Annotated in this window: 13 protein-coding genes; 4 read left to right on the top strand and 9 right to left on the bottom strand. The window is 56.9% G+C overall.

The genetic code is table 11. The features are described from left to right. Positions 1-128 precede the first annotated feature (128 nt). Both pssA and ilvC read right to left on the bottom strand, forming a co-directional pair. Positions 129-986, bottom strand: coding sequence for a CDP-diacylglycerol--serine O-phosphatidyltransferase (pssA, locus tag GPM19_RS12700; protein ID WP_160419392.1), 858 nt, complete (start codon positions 984-986; stop codon positions 129-131). Between the two features lie 150 nt (positions 987-1,136). Continuing rightward, on the bottom strand, positions 1,137-2,153 hold the full coding sequence (ilvC, locus tag GPM19_RS12695) for a ketol-acid reductoisomerase (protein ID WP_160419391.1): 1,017 nt from the start codon (positions 2,151-2,153) through the stop codon (positions 1,137-1,139). Positions 2,154-2,294: 141 nt separating this feature from the next. Here ilvC and ilvY point away from each other — a divergent pair, with 141 nt between their 5' ends. Continuing rightward, entirely contained in the window at positions 2,295-3,197 is a 903-nt protein-coding gene (ilvY, locus tag GPM19_RS12690; protein WP_160419390.1) for an HTH-type transcriptional activator IlvY, read from the top strand. 91 nt (positions 3,198-3,288) lie between these two features. Here the strand turns inward: ilvY and ilvN are convergent, their stop codons facing one another. The 5 genes from ilvN to rluD all read right to left on the bottom strand — a co-directional run bounded on the left by ilvN (position 3,289) and on the right by rluD (position 10,415). Further along, a complete protein-coding gene (gene ilvN / locus GPM19_RS12685; RefSeq protein ID WP_114488629.1) occupies positions 3,289-3,780 on the bottom strand; it encodes an acetolactate synthase small subunit in 492 nt (163 codons plus the stop codon). Next, positions 3,780-5,501: an acetolactate synthase 3 large subunit gene (locus GPM19_RS12680; protein ID WP_160419389.1), complete on the bottom strand. Its 1,722-nt coding sequence runs from the start codon at positions 5,499-5,501 to the stop codon at positions 3,780-3,782. The genes ilvN and GPM19_RS12680 overlap by 1 nt, the downstream gene beginning before the upstream one ends. 433 nt (positions 5,502-5,934) lie before the next feature. After that, the gene (gene clpB, locus GPM19_RS12675) at positions 5,935-8,517 is read right to left on the bottom strand and encodes an ATP-dependent chaperone ClpB (RefSeq protein ID WP_160419388.1); all 2,583 of its coding nucleotides are present in this window, start codon (positions 8,515-8,517) and stop codon (positions 5,935-5,937) included. A 186-nt stretch (positions 8,518-8,703) separates the two neighbouring features. Then, the gene (gene pgeF / locus GPM19_RS12670) at positions 8,704-9,459 is read right to left on the bottom strand and encodes a peptidoglycan editing factor PgeF (RefSeq protein ID WP_160419387.1); all 756 of its coding nucleotides are present in this window, start codon (positions 9,457-9,459) and stop codon (positions 8,704-8,706) included. Further along, the gene (rluD, locus tag GPM19_RS12665) at positions 9,456-10,415 is read right to left on the bottom strand and encodes a 23S rRNA pseudouridine(1911/1915/1917) synthase RluD (protein ID WP_160419386.1); all 960 of its coding nucleotides are present in this window, start codon (positions 10,413-10,415) and stop codon (positions 9,456-9,458) included. Before rluD ends, pgeF begins: the two co-directional genes overlap by 4 nt. 153 nt (positions 10,416-10,568) lie before the next feature. On the opposite strand from rluD, the gene GPM19_RS12660 reads away from it, so the two are divergent. Continuing rightward, entirely contained in the window at positions 10,569-11,393 is an 825-nt protein-coding gene (locus tag GPM19_RS12660; RefSeq protein WP_160419385.1) for an outer membrane protein assembly factor BamD, read from the top strand. A 107-nt stretch (positions 11,394-11,500) separates the two neighbouring features. Here the strand turns inward: GPM19_RS12660 and GPM19_RS12655 are convergent, their stop codons facing one another. Beyond that, positions 11,501-13,132: an NAD+ synthase gene (locus GPM19_RS12655; protein WP_160419384.1), complete on the bottom strand. Its 1,632-nt coding sequence runs from the start codon at positions 13,130-13,132 to the stop codon at positions 11,501-11,503. 111 nt (positions 13,133-13,243) lie between these two features. Here GPM19_RS12655 and GPM19_RS12650 point away from each other — a divergent pair, with 111 nt between their 5' ends. Then, positions 13,244-13,519: a PP0621 family protein gene (locus tag GPM19_RS12650; RefSeq protein ID WP_160419383.1), complete on the top strand. Its 276-nt coding sequence runs from the start codon at positions 13,244-13,246 to the stop codon at positions 13,517-13,519. Between the two features lie 2 nt (positions 13,520-13,521). Here the strand turns inward: GPM19_RS12650 and thiO are convergent, their stop codons facing one another. Further along, a complete protein-coding gene (gene thiO, locus GPM19_RS12645) occupies positions 13,522-14,637 on the bottom strand; it encodes a glycine oxidase ThiO (RefSeq protein ID WP_160419382.1) in 1,116 nt (371 codons plus the stop codon). Between the two features lie 130 nt (positions 14,638-14,767). Between thiO and GPM19_RS12640 the strand changes: the two genes are divergently transcribed. Further along, positions 14,768-15,301: a GspH/FimT family pseudopilin gene (locus GPM19_RS12640; RefSeq protein ID WP_160419381.1), complete on the top strand. Its 534-nt coding sequence runs from the start codon at positions 14,768-14,770 to the stop codon at positions 15,299-15,301. Positions 15,302-15,305: the final 4 nt, after the last annotated feature.

Raw genomic sequence — 15,305 nt, 5'->3', positions numbered from 1 at the left:
AGCGCTAACCCCTTGACACTGCTTGCTTTTCAGCAAGCTCCACCGCTGGAAACGCCTGGCGTTCCCGGCAGCGGATGCGTACTCTACCTCCTGGCCGGGACACTGGCAAGCCCCTAGTGTAAAAAACTTCAGTTTCTAGCTTTTGCCTTGCGCATTATTGCCAATATTGGCCCCGAAATTACGTAAGCACTGAAAAGCAGAAGCAGCATGACGGAAGGTTCGATAGAAATCACAACGAAGCCAATCACTACTGCCAATAGCACCACAAAGGGCACTGGCCCTTTGAGATCGACATCCTTGAAGCTGTAATAACGGATGTTGCTCACCATCAGGACAGCTGCTGCGGCCACAACAAACAGCATCAACAGCTTGAAACCCAGTGCATCGGCATCGAAATGGTAAAACGTCCAGACACAAGCAGCTATCAAGGCCGCAGCAGAAGGGCTGGGCAAGCCAATGAACCAGCGCTTGTCTGTACTGCCGACTTGAACATTGAAACGTGCCAGGCGCAGCGCGGCGCAGGCAACATACAAGAAGGCCACGACCCAACCCGTCTTACCGATATCCTGCAGTATCCAGGTAAATGCCACCAGCGCAGGCGCCACTCCAAAAGAAAGCATATCCGATAGACTGTCATATTCCGCACCGAAGGCACTTTGGGTATTGGTCATGCGAGCGACTCGGCCATCCAGCCCATCCAGCACCATCGCGATGAAGATAGCCACGGCGGCAGCGGCAAAATCACCATTGATACCAGCCACCACAGCAAAAAAACCCGAGAAAAGTGCGGAGGTAGTGAATAGGTTAGGTAGTAAATAGATACCCTTGCGACGCACCTTCTTCCCGTCCTCGACAGATTCTTCGACAACCTCTGTCTCGCGTAGAAAAGCTGCTGTCAGGTCTTCATTGCCACCCACGGCGTCCTGCTTGTCTGTATCGCGATCAGCGCCGGGGTCTTGTTCCGTATTACGAGGTTCCTGAGTCATACGTGTCGTCCATTTAAAATGAGCTCACCATAGCAGTGATGGATTTCATTCTACACGGTGAGATTGATGCAGGAAGTACACGCCTGAACAAACGCAACAAGGGCGCGATAATTCGCGCCCTTGTCCGCCACTAGCTCAGATTGCTGGAAATCAGTTCTTGGATTTGTCTACCAACTGATTCGCGGCAATCCACGGCATCATACCGCGAAGCTTGGCACCGACCTGCTCGATGTCATGCTCTGCATTGAGACGGCGGCGAGCGGTCATCGAAGGATAGTTGCTGTTACCTTCATTGATGAACATTTTTGCATATTCACCGGTCTGGATGCGCTTGAGTGCATTGCGCATCGCGGCGCGTGACTGGTCGTTAATGATCTCGGGGCCGGTCACGTACTCACCATATTCCGCATTATTGGAGATGGAGTAGTTCATGTTGGCAATGCCGCCCTCGTACATCAGGTCGACGATCAGTTTGAGTTCGTGGAGACACTCAAAGTAAGCCATTTCAGGCGCATAACCTGCTTCAGTCAGCGTTTCGAAACCGGCCTTGACCAGCTCTACCGCACCACCACACAGCACGGCTTGCTCACCGAACAGATCCGTTTCGGTTTCGTCTTTAAAAGTTGTCTCGATGATACCGCTACGACCCCCACCCACGCCGGCGGCGTAAGACAGCGAAAGCTCCTTGGCCTTACCGGAAGCATCTTGATGGATAGCGATAAGGTCAGGGATACCGCCGCCCTTGACGAACTCGGAACGCACGGTATGGCCCGGCGCTTTGGGTGCAATCATGATGACGTCGAGATCTTTACGCGGCTCGATCTGGTTATAGTGAATATTGAAACCGTGGGCGAAAGCCAAGGTAGCGCCTTCTTTCAGGTTCGGCTCGACTTCCTGCTCATAAATCGCTTTTTGATTTTCATCCGGTGCAAGCATCATCACTACATCAGCGGTTTTGCAGGCCTCAGGCACAGTAGCCACCTTGAGACCCGCCGCCTCAGCCTTGGCTGCGGAAGAAGAGCCCTTGCGCAGAGCAACCGTCACATCAACGCCGGATTCCTTCAGGTTATTGGCATGGGCATGCCCCTGAGAGCCGTAACCGACGATGGTGACTTTCTTGGCTTGGATCAACGAAAGGTCGCAATCTTTATCGTAAAAAACGCGCATGATGTGCTCCGGAAAGGTGGTTGGATACTAGGCGTAACGCCGCTGAGCCCAACTCTACGCCAGCCAAGTTATTGCGTAAAACGCTATATTTGAAACGCTGCATTGCATAATATGCAATACATAACCTCAACGTGGATTTCCATGGACTTTCGCCAGCTCAAGCACTTCCTGACACTGACTGAAACACTGCATTTCGGCCGCGCCAGCGAGCTATGCCATGTCAGCCCTTCGACACTGAGCCGCTCAATCCGGCAATTAGAAGAAGCGCTCGACGCCCCCCTTTTTGAACGCGACAACCGGCATGTAGCCTTGACTCGCCAAGGGCTGATTCTGCAACGCTACGCCCGTGACACACTCGAGCAATGGGAGGCACTACGTCATACCTTGGCCGCCGAGGCGACACAGCTCACTGGCGAGATCAGCATTTATTGCTCGGTGACCGCCAGCTACAGCTTTCTTTACGAATTGCTCAGTGCCTTTCGCAGCCGTCACCCCGGCGTTGAATTGAAACTTCACACCGGCGACCCGGCAGATTCCATGGCACGAGTATTGGCAGGCGACGACGATATGGCGATTACGCCACGACCGCGCGTGCCTCCGCCATCCCTGGCTTTCAAGTCCTTGACTCGCTCACCCTTGGTGTTTATCGCCCCTTTCACGAAGACCGGGGCGGCTATGAACTGGGTACCTGATACACCGGAAAGCCCCACACCGACTCAATGGCAAGATGTCCCCATGATTCTTTCCGAGGCCGGCCTTTCGCGGGACTATGCCGATACCTGGTTCAAGGCGCTAGGTATCACTCCCCGCATTTATGCCCAAGTTGCCGGTCACGAAGCCATCGTCAGCATGGTCGGGCTGGGTTTCGGCATAGGTGTGGTGCCCAAAATTGTGCTGGATAACAGCCCCCTTGCCGAGCGGGTACGCATATTGGCGGTCAAGCCCGAGCTCCCCCACTACGATGTGGGGCTGTGCGTGCTGAACCGGCGCTTGAAAAGCCCCCTGACCCAGGCGTTGTGGGATGAAGTCAATGAACGAACATGAAAAAGCCGCCCCGAAGGCGGCTAATCAATACAAGGCTTGCAGAACGCAGATGGATATCAACTGCTTACGGCAAGCTTTTTTATAACAAGCGTTAAAGTGACAGCACCTTGTCGCCACGAGCGATGCCCGACACCCCGGTACGCGCCACTTCCAATATTCCAACCGGACCCATTGCCTGCAAGAACGCATCCAGCTTGGTGGCGTCGCCGGTGATCTGAACCGTATAAAGGCTAGGCGTGACATCGACGATCTGCGCCCGGAAAATATCCACCGTGCGCTTCACTTCATCGCGTGCCGCCCCTAGCGCCTTCACTTTCACCAACATCAGTTCGCGCTCGATATGATTACCTTCGGTGAGATCCACCAACTTGATCACATCGATCAACTTGTTGAGATGCTTGGTGATCTGCTCGATCACCCGATCATCACCCACGGTAGTAACCGTCAAGCGCGACAATGACGGATCTTCCGTCGCGGCCACGTTCAAGGTTTCAATGTTGAAATTACGCTGGGAAAACAACCCCACCACGCGGGACAGGGCGCCGGGTTCGTTTTCCATCAGAATCGAGATGATATGACGCATCAGGTTCGCTCCGTCTTGGAAAGCAGCATGTCGCGCATGGAGCCCAAAGGCACCTGCATCGGATAAACGTGCTCGTGCGGATCTACCTTCACGTCCAGAAACACCAACTCATGCTTATCGGCAAAGGCGCGTTCAAGCGCCGGCTCAAGCTCATCCAGCGTATTCACCGTAATAGCGGTAAAGCCATAGGCCTCGATCAACTTGTGAAAGTCCGGCAATGATTCCATGTAGGAATGCGCATGGCGGGACTTATAGTTGAGATCCTGCCACTGGCGCACCATCCCCAGCGAGGCATTGTTGAGATTGACGATCTTCACCCCGATGGCGTACTGCTTACAGGTGGAAAGCTCCTGCATCATCATCTGGAAACTACCTTCCCCCGTCACGCAGACGACGTGATCGTCAGGGTAGCTCTGTTTGATACCCATGGCAGCGGGGAAACCGAACCCCATGGTACCCAAGCCTCCCGAGGTGATCAGACGATTGGGTTTATCGAACTTATAGTACTGGGCAGCGAACATCTGATGCTGGCCAACGTCCGTGGTCACGAACGCTTCACCATGCGTGACACGGCATAACGCCTCGACCACTTCCTGGGATTTCAACACGCCGCCGTCAGAAGGCTCGTAAAGCTTACCCACACGTTCTGCGCGCCAGCCATCGATCTGCTGCCACCACTGGGCCAAGGCATCGGGATTAGCGATGTCTTGGCCCTGCACCAGACTGATCATTTCATTGATCACGCTGGCCGCCGGGCCAACGATGGGTACATCCGCGCGTATCGTCTTGGAGATCGAGCTGGGGTCGATATCCACATGAATGATCTTGGCCGTAGGACAGAACTTGGAGGTATTGTTGGTCACACGGTCATCAAAGCGCGCCCCGATGGCAATCACCAGATCAGCATGGTGCATGGCCATGTTCGACTCATAGGAGCCGTGCATTCCCAGCCAGCCCAGACACTGACGGTCACTTTGCGGGTAAGCGCCGATTCCCATCAAGGTGGTGGTGATCGGGTAATCAAGGCGCTGGACCAGATCGGTCAATCCTTCGCAGGCCTTGCCGAGCACCACGCCGCCACCGGTGTAGAACACCGGCCGCTTGGCCTTGAGCATCATGTCGACCGCTTTCTTGATCTGGCCGGTATGGCCACGCGTCACCGGGTTATACGAGCGCATCTTGACCTTTTTCGGGTAGATGTACTCGTAGCGCTCGGTAGGAGCGGTCATGTCCTTGGGAATATCCACCACCACCGGACCGGGACGCCCTGTGGCTGCCAGATAGAACGCCTTTTTCAATACGTCAGGAATTTCCGATGGGTGCCGAATTGAAAAGCTGTGTTTCACGATCGGTCGGGTCACGCCGACAATATCGGTTTCCTGAAAGGCGTCGTCACCGATCAGATGGCTCATCACCTGGCCGCAAAGCACCACCATGGGAATCGAGTCCATGTAGGCGGTGGCAATGCCGGTCACCGCATTGGTGGCTCCAGGGCCTGATGTCACCAGCACGACACCGGGCTTGCCCGAAGCGCGGGCATAGCCGTCGGCGGCATGCGTCGCGGCCTGTTCGTGACGCACCAGAATGTGCTTCACCTTGTCTTGACGGAACAGCGCATCATAAATATGTAGCGCGGCCCCACCGGGATAACCATAAATGTACTCAACGCCCTCATCTTGCAAGAAGCGGGCGATCATATCTGCGCCGGAAAGCAGTTCCACTGTGTTTCTCCCCTGGAGGTCTCGAGTGCGATCCGTATTCACTGAAGGAACACGGGGTCGAGTGCGGCGGTATGCCACTGCCGGCCGTGCCGGCACCTGATGCCAAACCCTGGCAGTTTTCGGCCCGGTTGGGGCCTGCACTCTCATCACGGCGGATTGCCGCGTCGGGGCGTTGGCCAGGTTGGGCGGTTGACCCAAACCCGGAAGTCCTTCGGCGGGTAAAGGCCGCTTGGCCTACCCTTCGCGCGGGAGTTGGGGGTTGCCCTTCGATCCGCGCCCGCAATCAGGAAGCGTCAAGATTCCATTAGCGCTGTCAGCATGTCAACCGTCAAACGCCCAAGCTCACCCATCGTCTAGCAAGAAAGGCATATAAAAAGCCCCGCCAGGCTTAAGCCGGGCGGGGCAGAAACTCAACAAAGCACCTGCCAAGAGGTCAGCTGCCGAAAATGAGTTTACCTTCTTCAGCGGAAATACGAATGGTCTCGCCCGGGGCAAACTTGCCTGCCAACAGATCTTGCGCCAGCGGGTTTTCAATACGGCTCTGAATCGCCCGCTTGAGCGGCCGCGCCCCGAATACCGGGTCAAAGCCTATTACCGCGAGTTGCGCCATTGCATCGTCACTGACTTCGAGCTTGAGGTCATGTTCGGCCAGACGTGCCTTCAAGCGCTCAAGCTGAATACCGGCAATGGCCTGAATCTGCTCCTGACCCAGGGCATGAAAGACCACGACCTCATCGATGCGGTTGATAAGTTCGGGGCGGAAGTGATCGCCCACCACCGCCATGACCATGTCCTTCATCTGCTGATAGTCGGTCTCTTCGCCACCCATGCGTTGGATGATGTCCGAGCCCATGTTGGAGGTCATCACGATCACGGTGTTGCGAAAGTCTACCGTGCGCCCCTGGCCATCGGTCAGGCGACCGTCTTCGAGCACCTGCAGCAAGATGTTGAACACATCCGGATGGGCCTTTTCGACCTCATCGAGCAGCAACACCGAATACGGCTTACGCCGCACGGCTTCGGTGAGGTAACCACCCTCCTCGTAACCGACATAGCCGGGAGGCGCGCCGATCAGCCGTGCCACGGAGTGCTTCTCCATGAACTCGGACATGTCGATACGCACCATGGCTTCTTCGGTGTCGAACAAAAAGTTGGCCAGCGACTTGCAAAGCTCGGTCTTGCCCACGCCGGTGGGGCCCAGGAACAGGAACGAACCGTTGGGGCGATTGGGGTCAGAAAGACCAGCACGCGAACGACGTACCGCATTGGATACCGCTTCCACCGCCTCTTCCTGGCCGATAACCCGCTGATGCAGCGCCTCTTCCATGCGCAGCAACTTGTCGCGCTCACCTTCGAGCATCTTGGTCACGGGGATCCCGGTCCAGCGCGAGACCACTTCGGCAATTTCTTCCTCGGTGACGTTGGAACGCAGCAGCTGATGGCTAGCGGTATCCGCCGCGGTATCGTTGCTTTCGGCTATTTTCTTTTCAAGCTCTGGAATCTTGCCGTACTGAAGCTCCGACATACGCCCCAGATCGCTCTGGCGGCGGGCCTGCTCCAGGTCAGTACGCGCCTGTTCAAGCTCGGCCTTGTACTGAGCCGCCCCTTGGATACTGGCTTTCTCCGCCTTCCAGATTTCATCGAGGTCGGCGTATTCGCGTTCCAGGTCATGTATCTGGTTTTCCAGACCCTCCAAGCGCTTTTTCGTCGCCTCATCGGTCTCTTTTTTCAGCGCCTCACGCTCCATCTTCAGCTGAATCAAGCGGCGATCAAGGCGATCCATTTCCTCAGGCTTGGAATCCAACTCCATACGGATACGCGATGCCGCCTCATCGATCAAATCGATAGCCTTATCGGGCAACTGGCGGTCGGTGATATAGCGCGTGGAAAGCTTGGCCGCGGCAATAATCGCCGAGTCGGTAATGTCTACGCCATGATGGACTTCATAACGTTCTTTCAAGCCACGCAGGATCGCCACGGTATCTTCTTCGGTAGGTTCATCCACCAATACCTTCTGGAAACGCCGTTCCAAGGCAGCGTCTTTTTCGATGTACTTGCGATATTCATCAAGAGTGGTGGCACCCACGCAGTGAAGTTCACCGCGAGCCAAGGCGGGCTTGAGCATATTGCCCGCATCCATGGCCCCTTCAGCCTTGCCAGCCCCGACCATGGTGTGCAGCTCATCGATAAACAGGATCACGCGCCCTTCTTCCTGGGAAAGCTCCTTGAGCACCGCTTTCAAGCGCTCCTCGAATTCACCGCGGAACTTGGCGCCCGCCAGCAACGACCCCATGTCCAGCGACAGCACGCGCTTGTTTTTCAAGCCTTCCGGTACCTCACCATTGACGATACGCTGGGCGAGCCCTTCGACAATGGCGGTTTTACCCACCCCCGGCTCCCCGATCAACACCGGGTTGTTCTTGGTGCGCCGCTGAAGCACTTGAATGGTGCGACGAATTTCATCATCGCGGCCGATTACCGGATCAAGCTTGCCATCCAGGGCACGCTGATTGAGATCCAGTGTGTACTTGTTGAGCGCCTCGCGCTGCTCTTCGGCATTGGGGTCATCGACTGTTTCTCCTCCACGCAGGCTATCGACAGCGGCTTCCAAGCCTTTGCGATTGACCCCGGCGTGAGTCAATAGCTTGCTCACCGGATGGCTCATTTCCAGTGCAGCTAACAGCACCAGCTCGCTGGCGATAAATTGATCGCCACGTTTCTGGGCTTCTCGATCGGTGAGATTGAACAGCTTGAGCAGATCGCGCGAGGGCTGAACATCGCCGGTGAATTCGCTGACCTTGGGCAGATCATCGAGATGCGCCACCAACCCATCGCGCAGCTGGCTAGCGTTGCCACCGGCTTTTTGAATCAGCGCCTTGATCCCGGTATCTCGCTCATCCAGCAGGGCCAACAGCAAGTGGCCGGGCTCAAGCTGATTATGTCCGTGGCCGACGGCCAAAGACTGCGCCTCAGCAATGGCGTTTTGTAATTTGGCAGTGAACTTGTCGAATCGCATCTACTTCCTCCCTGGATGGCGATGCGTTCGGACGCACCGCTTGACCCGAAACATAGGCTAAAAAAACACTCTTGAAAAACCGTCATTAACTGACTCAAGACTTGACAACTTAAGTGGCGTCAGCTTAAAGGGGTTTCAAGGGGAAGAAAGCGATATTGAAGCAGTTATTCCATGCATCTAGGGATGTCAACCCAGCCAGATCACACTGGCCATCCGCCCGGTGATCCCTTCATCGCAACGATAGGAGTAAAAGCGTGGCTCGCAGGCCGTACAGAAGTGCCCGCCACTGATCTGGGTGACGCCCAGCGCTTCCAGGCGCAGGCGCGCCAGGCGATAAAGATCCGCCATGTGATGACCCAAGCGATAAGGGCTATGGTCAAATGCCTCCTCCGCGTCAGGATGCACCGCAACAAAGGCATTATGCACTTCCGGCCCGACTTCGAACTGGGCATTGGAGATCGCCGGGCCCAGCCACACCAGGACATCCTCTGCCGCAACGCCCAGTGCCGCCACCGTGGCTTCCAGCACACCGCCGGCAAGCCCCCGCCAGCCGGCATGCGCCACGGCCACGCGGGTACCGTTTCGGTCACAGAAAAATACCGGCAGACAATCTGCGGTCAACACCACGCAAGCGTAGTCCTGCGTTGTGGCGACCGCCGCATCGGCTTCGGGACAATCCACCTCGTAACGCTGCTGAATGCGCGCCCCATGGGTCTGGTTGAGCCAGAGTAAAGGCCGCTCATCACCGATCACCTTGTGCAGCAAACGGCGGCAAAGCGCCACATGCGCCGGGTTGTCGCCGACATGCTGGGCCGGATTGAAAGCAGCGAAGTCACCTTGGCTGGGGCCGGTCTCGCGGGTAGTGACAAAAGCACGCACATTGGCCGGTGCCGGCCAGTCGGGCTTAATCAGTGTCGGGTGCAGTTCTATGGCATCACTCATCGCATCGTCTCGCTGTCTTCACGCAAGTAGTCCAGCAGCATCAACAGATCGTCTGGCAATGGCGCAAGAAAGCTGACGTCATTACCACTTTCAGGATGCACAAAAGCGAGCTTGCGAGCATGCAATGCCTGACGCGGGAATTCACGCAGAATCTCCTTGAGCGGCAATGCAGCGCCCGGTGGCAGCTTTGCCCGGCCGCCGTAGACAGGGTCACCAATCAGAGGATAGCGCTGATGCGCCATATGCACACGAATTTGGTGAGTGCGCCCGGTCTCCAGCTTGCAACGCACATGAGTGTGGGCACGAAAACGCTCCACTACCCGGTAATGGGTCACCGCAGGCTTTCCCGAGGCATTGACCGCCTGGCGCTTGCGATCCTTGGGATGCCGGCCAATCGGTGCGTCCACCTTGCCACCCGCCACCGGTGTACCGATGATCACGGCATCGTAATGGCGTGACATGGTGCGTGCCTGGAGCTGTTCGACCAGCGCCGTCTGTGCCGTGAGTGTCTTGGCCACTACCATCAGCCCGGTCGTATCCTTGTCCAGACGATGCACGATGCCCGCCCGCGGAATCTGTGCCAGCGTCGGACAATGGTGCAACAGCGCATTGAGCAGTGTCCCGCTGGCATTACCTGCGGCGGGGTGCACCACCAACCCCGCGGGCTTGTCGATGACGATGACATGTTCATCTTCGAACACGATGGCAAGCGGAATGTCTTCCGCCTCGAAGCGCATATCGTCTTCCAAGGTGGCGTGCAAAGCCAGGTACTCGCCACCGTGCAGTTTGTCCTTGGGCTTGGCCTGCAGACCGTCGACGCTTAGCTCGCCGGTCTTGATCCAGCCTTTCAAGCGTTCCCGCGAGTGGCCGTCGAACAACTCCACCGCCACCTGATCGAGCCGCGACCCTGCCAGTGTGTCGGGTACGCGGTGTTTGGCTTCAAGAATCCGAGGCATGCGGGTTGATCCCCTTGATGACGACATGATTCACGAAGACCGGAAGGCCTGCGTTTTATGTCGAGGTGATTTATAGTGGGCGAATTGCCACTGATTCTATCACGGCCGCTTTGGCTTTTTGCCGATGACGGCTGGTTTGACATGAGGACTACCATGCGCGTTTCTTCCGCTGCCACCCGTGTTGCCGCCCTGACGCTGGCTATTGCCTTGCTGGCCGGGTGCGCCAGCAACGATACCAACAATGCCGACGACGATGAATATGCCAACGTTGCCGAACGTGAGCTCTACGAACAAGCTCGCTCAGCGCTGGATAGCGGACGCTTTGCTACTGCGACTGAAAAGCTTGAGGCGCTGGATACACGCTATCCCTTCGGTGTGCATGCCGAACAGGCCCAGTTGGAGCTGATCTACGCCTATTATGAAAATGGAGAATGGGAAGCCGCCCGAGCAGCCGCCAGCCGCTTCATTCGTCTGCACCCGGACCATTCCCAGGTGGATTATGCCTATTACCTGCGTGGCCTGGCGGCTTGGCAGGCAGGGCGCTTCAGCCTTGAGCGCCTACGCTTGATCGACATTTCCAAACGTGACCTCGGCGCATCCCGGGATGCCTACCAGGATTTTCGCGAGCTGATTCAGCGTTATCCGCAAAGCGAATACGTGGCCGATGCCCGACAGCGTATTGTCTATCTGCGCGATATCCTGGCCCGCCATGAACTGCATGTGGCCGATTACTACCTGCGCAAGGGGGCTTACCTGGCCGCGGTGGAACGCGGGCGCTGGGTGGTGGAAAACTACCCCGAATCCAATGCCACCCGTGATGCCCTGGCGACCATGGTGGAAGGCTATCTGGGTCTGGAAATGCGCGACCGCGCTAAAGAGACCTTAGCGGTTCTGATCGAAAACGCTCCTGACCATGACCAACTCGATGGCCGGCGCTTCCAGCCGAAGTATCTCAGCATGCGCACCCCCTTGAATTAAGCTTGTCCAAGCATTTTTTAAACTGCCTTGTGCAGGGCAGTTTTTCTCAAACCACGCCGAAGCGTGGTTTTTTTTTGCGGCCCAGAAGGCATTTGCCGAAGCGGTTGCTATTCGCCCGGCTGCCACCCATTGACGATGGGATAACGCCGGTCACGGCCGAAGCCACGCGGGGTTACCCTCACTCCGACCGGGGCCTGGCGACGCTTATACTCGCTACGATCCACCAGTTTGACGACCTGATAGACATCTTCTTCTTTATAGCCCGCATCGATAATCGCCTCGGCGCTCATGTCGCCTTCGATATATCGCATCAGTATCGCATCGAGCACGTCGTAACCCGGCAGTGAATCGCTATCCTGTTGGTCCGGCGCCAGCTCGGCACTCGGTGGGCGTTCGATGACGCGCTCAGGAATCGCCAAAGACTGGGTATTACGCCAGCGAGCCAAACGATACACCCAACTCTTGTAGACATCCTTGAGGGCGTTGTAGCCCCCCACCATGTCACCATAGAGTGTCGCGTAGCCGACTGCCATTTCGCTCTTATTGCCGGTAGTCAGTACCATCAGGCCTTTCTTGTTGGAAATCGCCATCAACACCACCCCACGGCACCGTGACTGAAGATTCTCCTCGGTGGTATCGCGCTCGGTACCGGCGAAGCTTTCCGCCAGCGTCGCCATGAAGGCATCGACCATCGGCTCGATCGGCATGATCTCGTAATGTACCCCCAGCAACTCAGCCTGTTGCGCGGCATCGGCTTTCGAGATGTCAGCCGTATAGTGATAGGGCATCATCACCGCCTGCACCCGCTGTGGCCCCAGGGCATCCACCGCAATCGCCAGAGAAAGCGCCGAATCGATGCCCCCGGAAAGTCCCAGCACCACGCCCTTGAAACCACTTTTATTGACGTAATCGCGTACGCCGGTGACCAATGCGCAGTAAAGCGTTTCTTCAGCGTCCACCTCGGGCTCGATCTCACCCGACTGCGGCACCCAGCCATCCTCGTTCTGCACGAACTGGACTGGCATCAACCCCGCCTGCCAGCAAGGCGCCAACACTTGCAGCTGGCCAACGCCGTCCATACAGCTGGAACCGCCGTCGAAGACCAGCTCGTCCTGGCCGCCTATCGTATTGACGTAGACAATGGGCCGCTGAACGTCCTGAGCATGCTGTTCCAGCAAGCGCCGCCGTTCGGTGGGTTTATCATGATGAAAAGGCGAGGCATTCAAACTAACCAGGATATCGGCTCCGGCATCGCACGCCGCTTGCACTGGCCCGCCATCCCATAGATCTTCACAGATCAGAATGCCCAGCGATGCCCCCTTATGCTCGAATACCAGCGGCGTCGTTCCCGGCAGGAAATAACGCTGCTCATCGAACACCTCATAATTGGGCAGTGCCTGCTTGGCGTATTCGGCTTGCCATTGGCCATCATGCAGCAGTCCCGCCAGATTATAGCGCTTGCCTTCACGCACTCCGGGGTAACCGATGATTACCAGTACGTCACGCGCCATCTTTTCCGCCATATGCGCACGGGCATGGCGCAAGCGCGCCTCCATCGAAGGCCTCAGCAACAGATCCTCCGGGGGATAGCCCGAAAGAAACAGTTCGGGAAATACCACAATATCAGCGCCGTGCTCAATCCGGGCTTCGCGTACCGCCTCGATGGCCCGGTCCGCATTACCGGGAATATCCCCTACCAGGGGATCGAGTTGCGCCATTACCAGCGTTAAATCTTGCATGGGCGTAGAAATCTCTTGAGAATCCAGGTCATCATGCATTGTCACGCAAGGGCCGCCGCCTGGCAAAGGCCTGAGTGAGCAATTTATTCCCAACCTGGGAGTTATAAAAGGATGAACCTATTGATCATTCGTTTGATTATTTTTGCTGTGCTGTTCTTTGCCGGTTTGAAGTTATACGGCATGTATCGCCAATGGAAACTCGATCGGGAGGCCTTGCTGGAAAAGGAAGACCGCCACGAAGGCGGCCAGATGGTGCGCTGTCGTTGGTGCGAGGTGCATGTTCCCGAAGATGAAGCCCTTCGCGAACAGGGCCAGTGGTTCTGCTCCAGCGCTCATCGTGACCGCTACCTTCAGGAACAGACCCAGAACGAAGACAACCAGAATTGAGGTTAAGCGCTTTCCGGCTTGTCGGCCAAGCGTACAGGCGTAAGCTGATACGGCGCCGGGTCGACAAGCGGCTCACGCCCGAGCAACTGATCCACCAGCAAATGGGTGGCCGCAGGCGCCAATACCAGGCCATTGCGATAATGCCCGGCATTGACATGCAGGTTTTCCCACCCCGGCACAGCACCAATGAACGGCAGGTTGTCGGGTGAGCCCGGCCGCAAGCCTGCCCATTGATGCGCCACCTTGCATTGGGCAAGTTCGGGCACGATAGCTTCAGCACTTTGGCGTAACGCCATCAGAGCAGCGTCATCGGTGCTTTTATCAAAGCCGGTTTCTTCCAGGGTCGAGCCGGCAAGCAGCAAGCCGTCGGCCCGCGGAATCACGTAACGTCCATCCTTGAGTATCACGCGATTCACCAAACCCGGCGGTGTCTGATAGGCAATCATCTGCCCTTTCACCGGGCGCACCGGCACTGTCACCTCAAGCTCTGCCAATAAAGAAGCCGCCCAAGCCCCGCCACAGACCACCACTTGGCCGCCCTGAATCACGCCTTGAGGCGTTACCACCCCGGTAATGCGGGTGCCCTGTCGCTGAAACCCCTGTACCGCGCACTGCTCATGCAGGCTGACCTGCTGCATGACGGCCAGGCGCGCGCGCAAGGCCTGTACCAAGCGGGGGTTACGTACGCTACCCAGGGTCGGCATCCAAAGTGCTTGCTCAATTCCCGGGGCGACATGGGGCTCCTTGGCATACAGGAAGTCGCCATTCACCCGTTCCAGTGGCTTGCCCATCTCGCGAGCCCAGGACAGTGCTTCCTGCTCATCCTTTACGCTCAGGTACAAAAGTCCCTTCTGACGGTATTCGGGGTCGATTCCGGTTTCTTCCAGAAGCCGCAGGGAAAGCGAAGGATAGGCCCCTTCCGACCAACGTGACAGACGAGAAATCGGCCCGGAATAACGCCACGGATACAGCGGTGAGACGATACCTCCCCCGGCCCAGGAGGCCTCCTGGCCACAGGCACCTCGTTCCACCAGAGTGACAGAGTGGCCGGCATCGGCCAGCTGTAATGTGGTCAGCATTCCGATAATGCCGCCACCAATAATCAGGAAATCTCTCACACTATTATCCGCTTTGGCTTACAAAAAAAGAGGGGTTACGAGCTAAGGTCAATAAGACTACCCCCCGACCGTGCCTTGAGAGACGAGCATAACCCCAGCGAAGGCCAGGTCAAGTGTCCGGGAGTGACGCATGTACAACAAACGACACCCAGAGAACTACAGCCATGCTCAGCACGGCCTGACCTTGATCGAACTTCTCATCGTCCTGTCATTGGTCGCCATTATAGCGACTTGGGGCATTCCCAGCTTTCAAGCATTGGGAGAACGAACGGCACTCAGCAGCGAGGTGATGCGAATCAAGAGGGCGCTTACACTGGCGCGCAACACAGCGATTACACGCCAGAGCAAAATTACTCTTTGCCCGGCGAATGCAGGCGGCGATGCCTGTGAAAACAACTGGAGCGGCCCCTTGATGATCATTGACGACCCGAGCGGAAGCGATGGGTTCAGCGCTGACACGATCTTGCGTACGCTCCCGGCCACCCCCCATGTCACTGTCACCTACAATCGCGAATGGAAGCGTATGCGTTATGACATTCTAGGCCATGCCAGTGGCTACAATGGTCGCTTTACGGTATGCCCCGCCCAAGGTAATGGCAGCGAGGTGATCCTCAGCCAGCTTGGCCGCGTGAGGGTAAAGGCGGACATTCCCTGCCCGCCTTGAGCCC

The organism is Vreelandella zhuhanensis (genome assembly GCF_009793355.1).
GTDB lineage: Bacteria > Pseudomonadota > Gammaproteobacteria > Pseudomonadales > Halomonadaceae > Vreelandella > Vreelandella zhuhanensis.
This window is presented reverse-complemented; position numbering and strand designations above follow the sequence as displayed.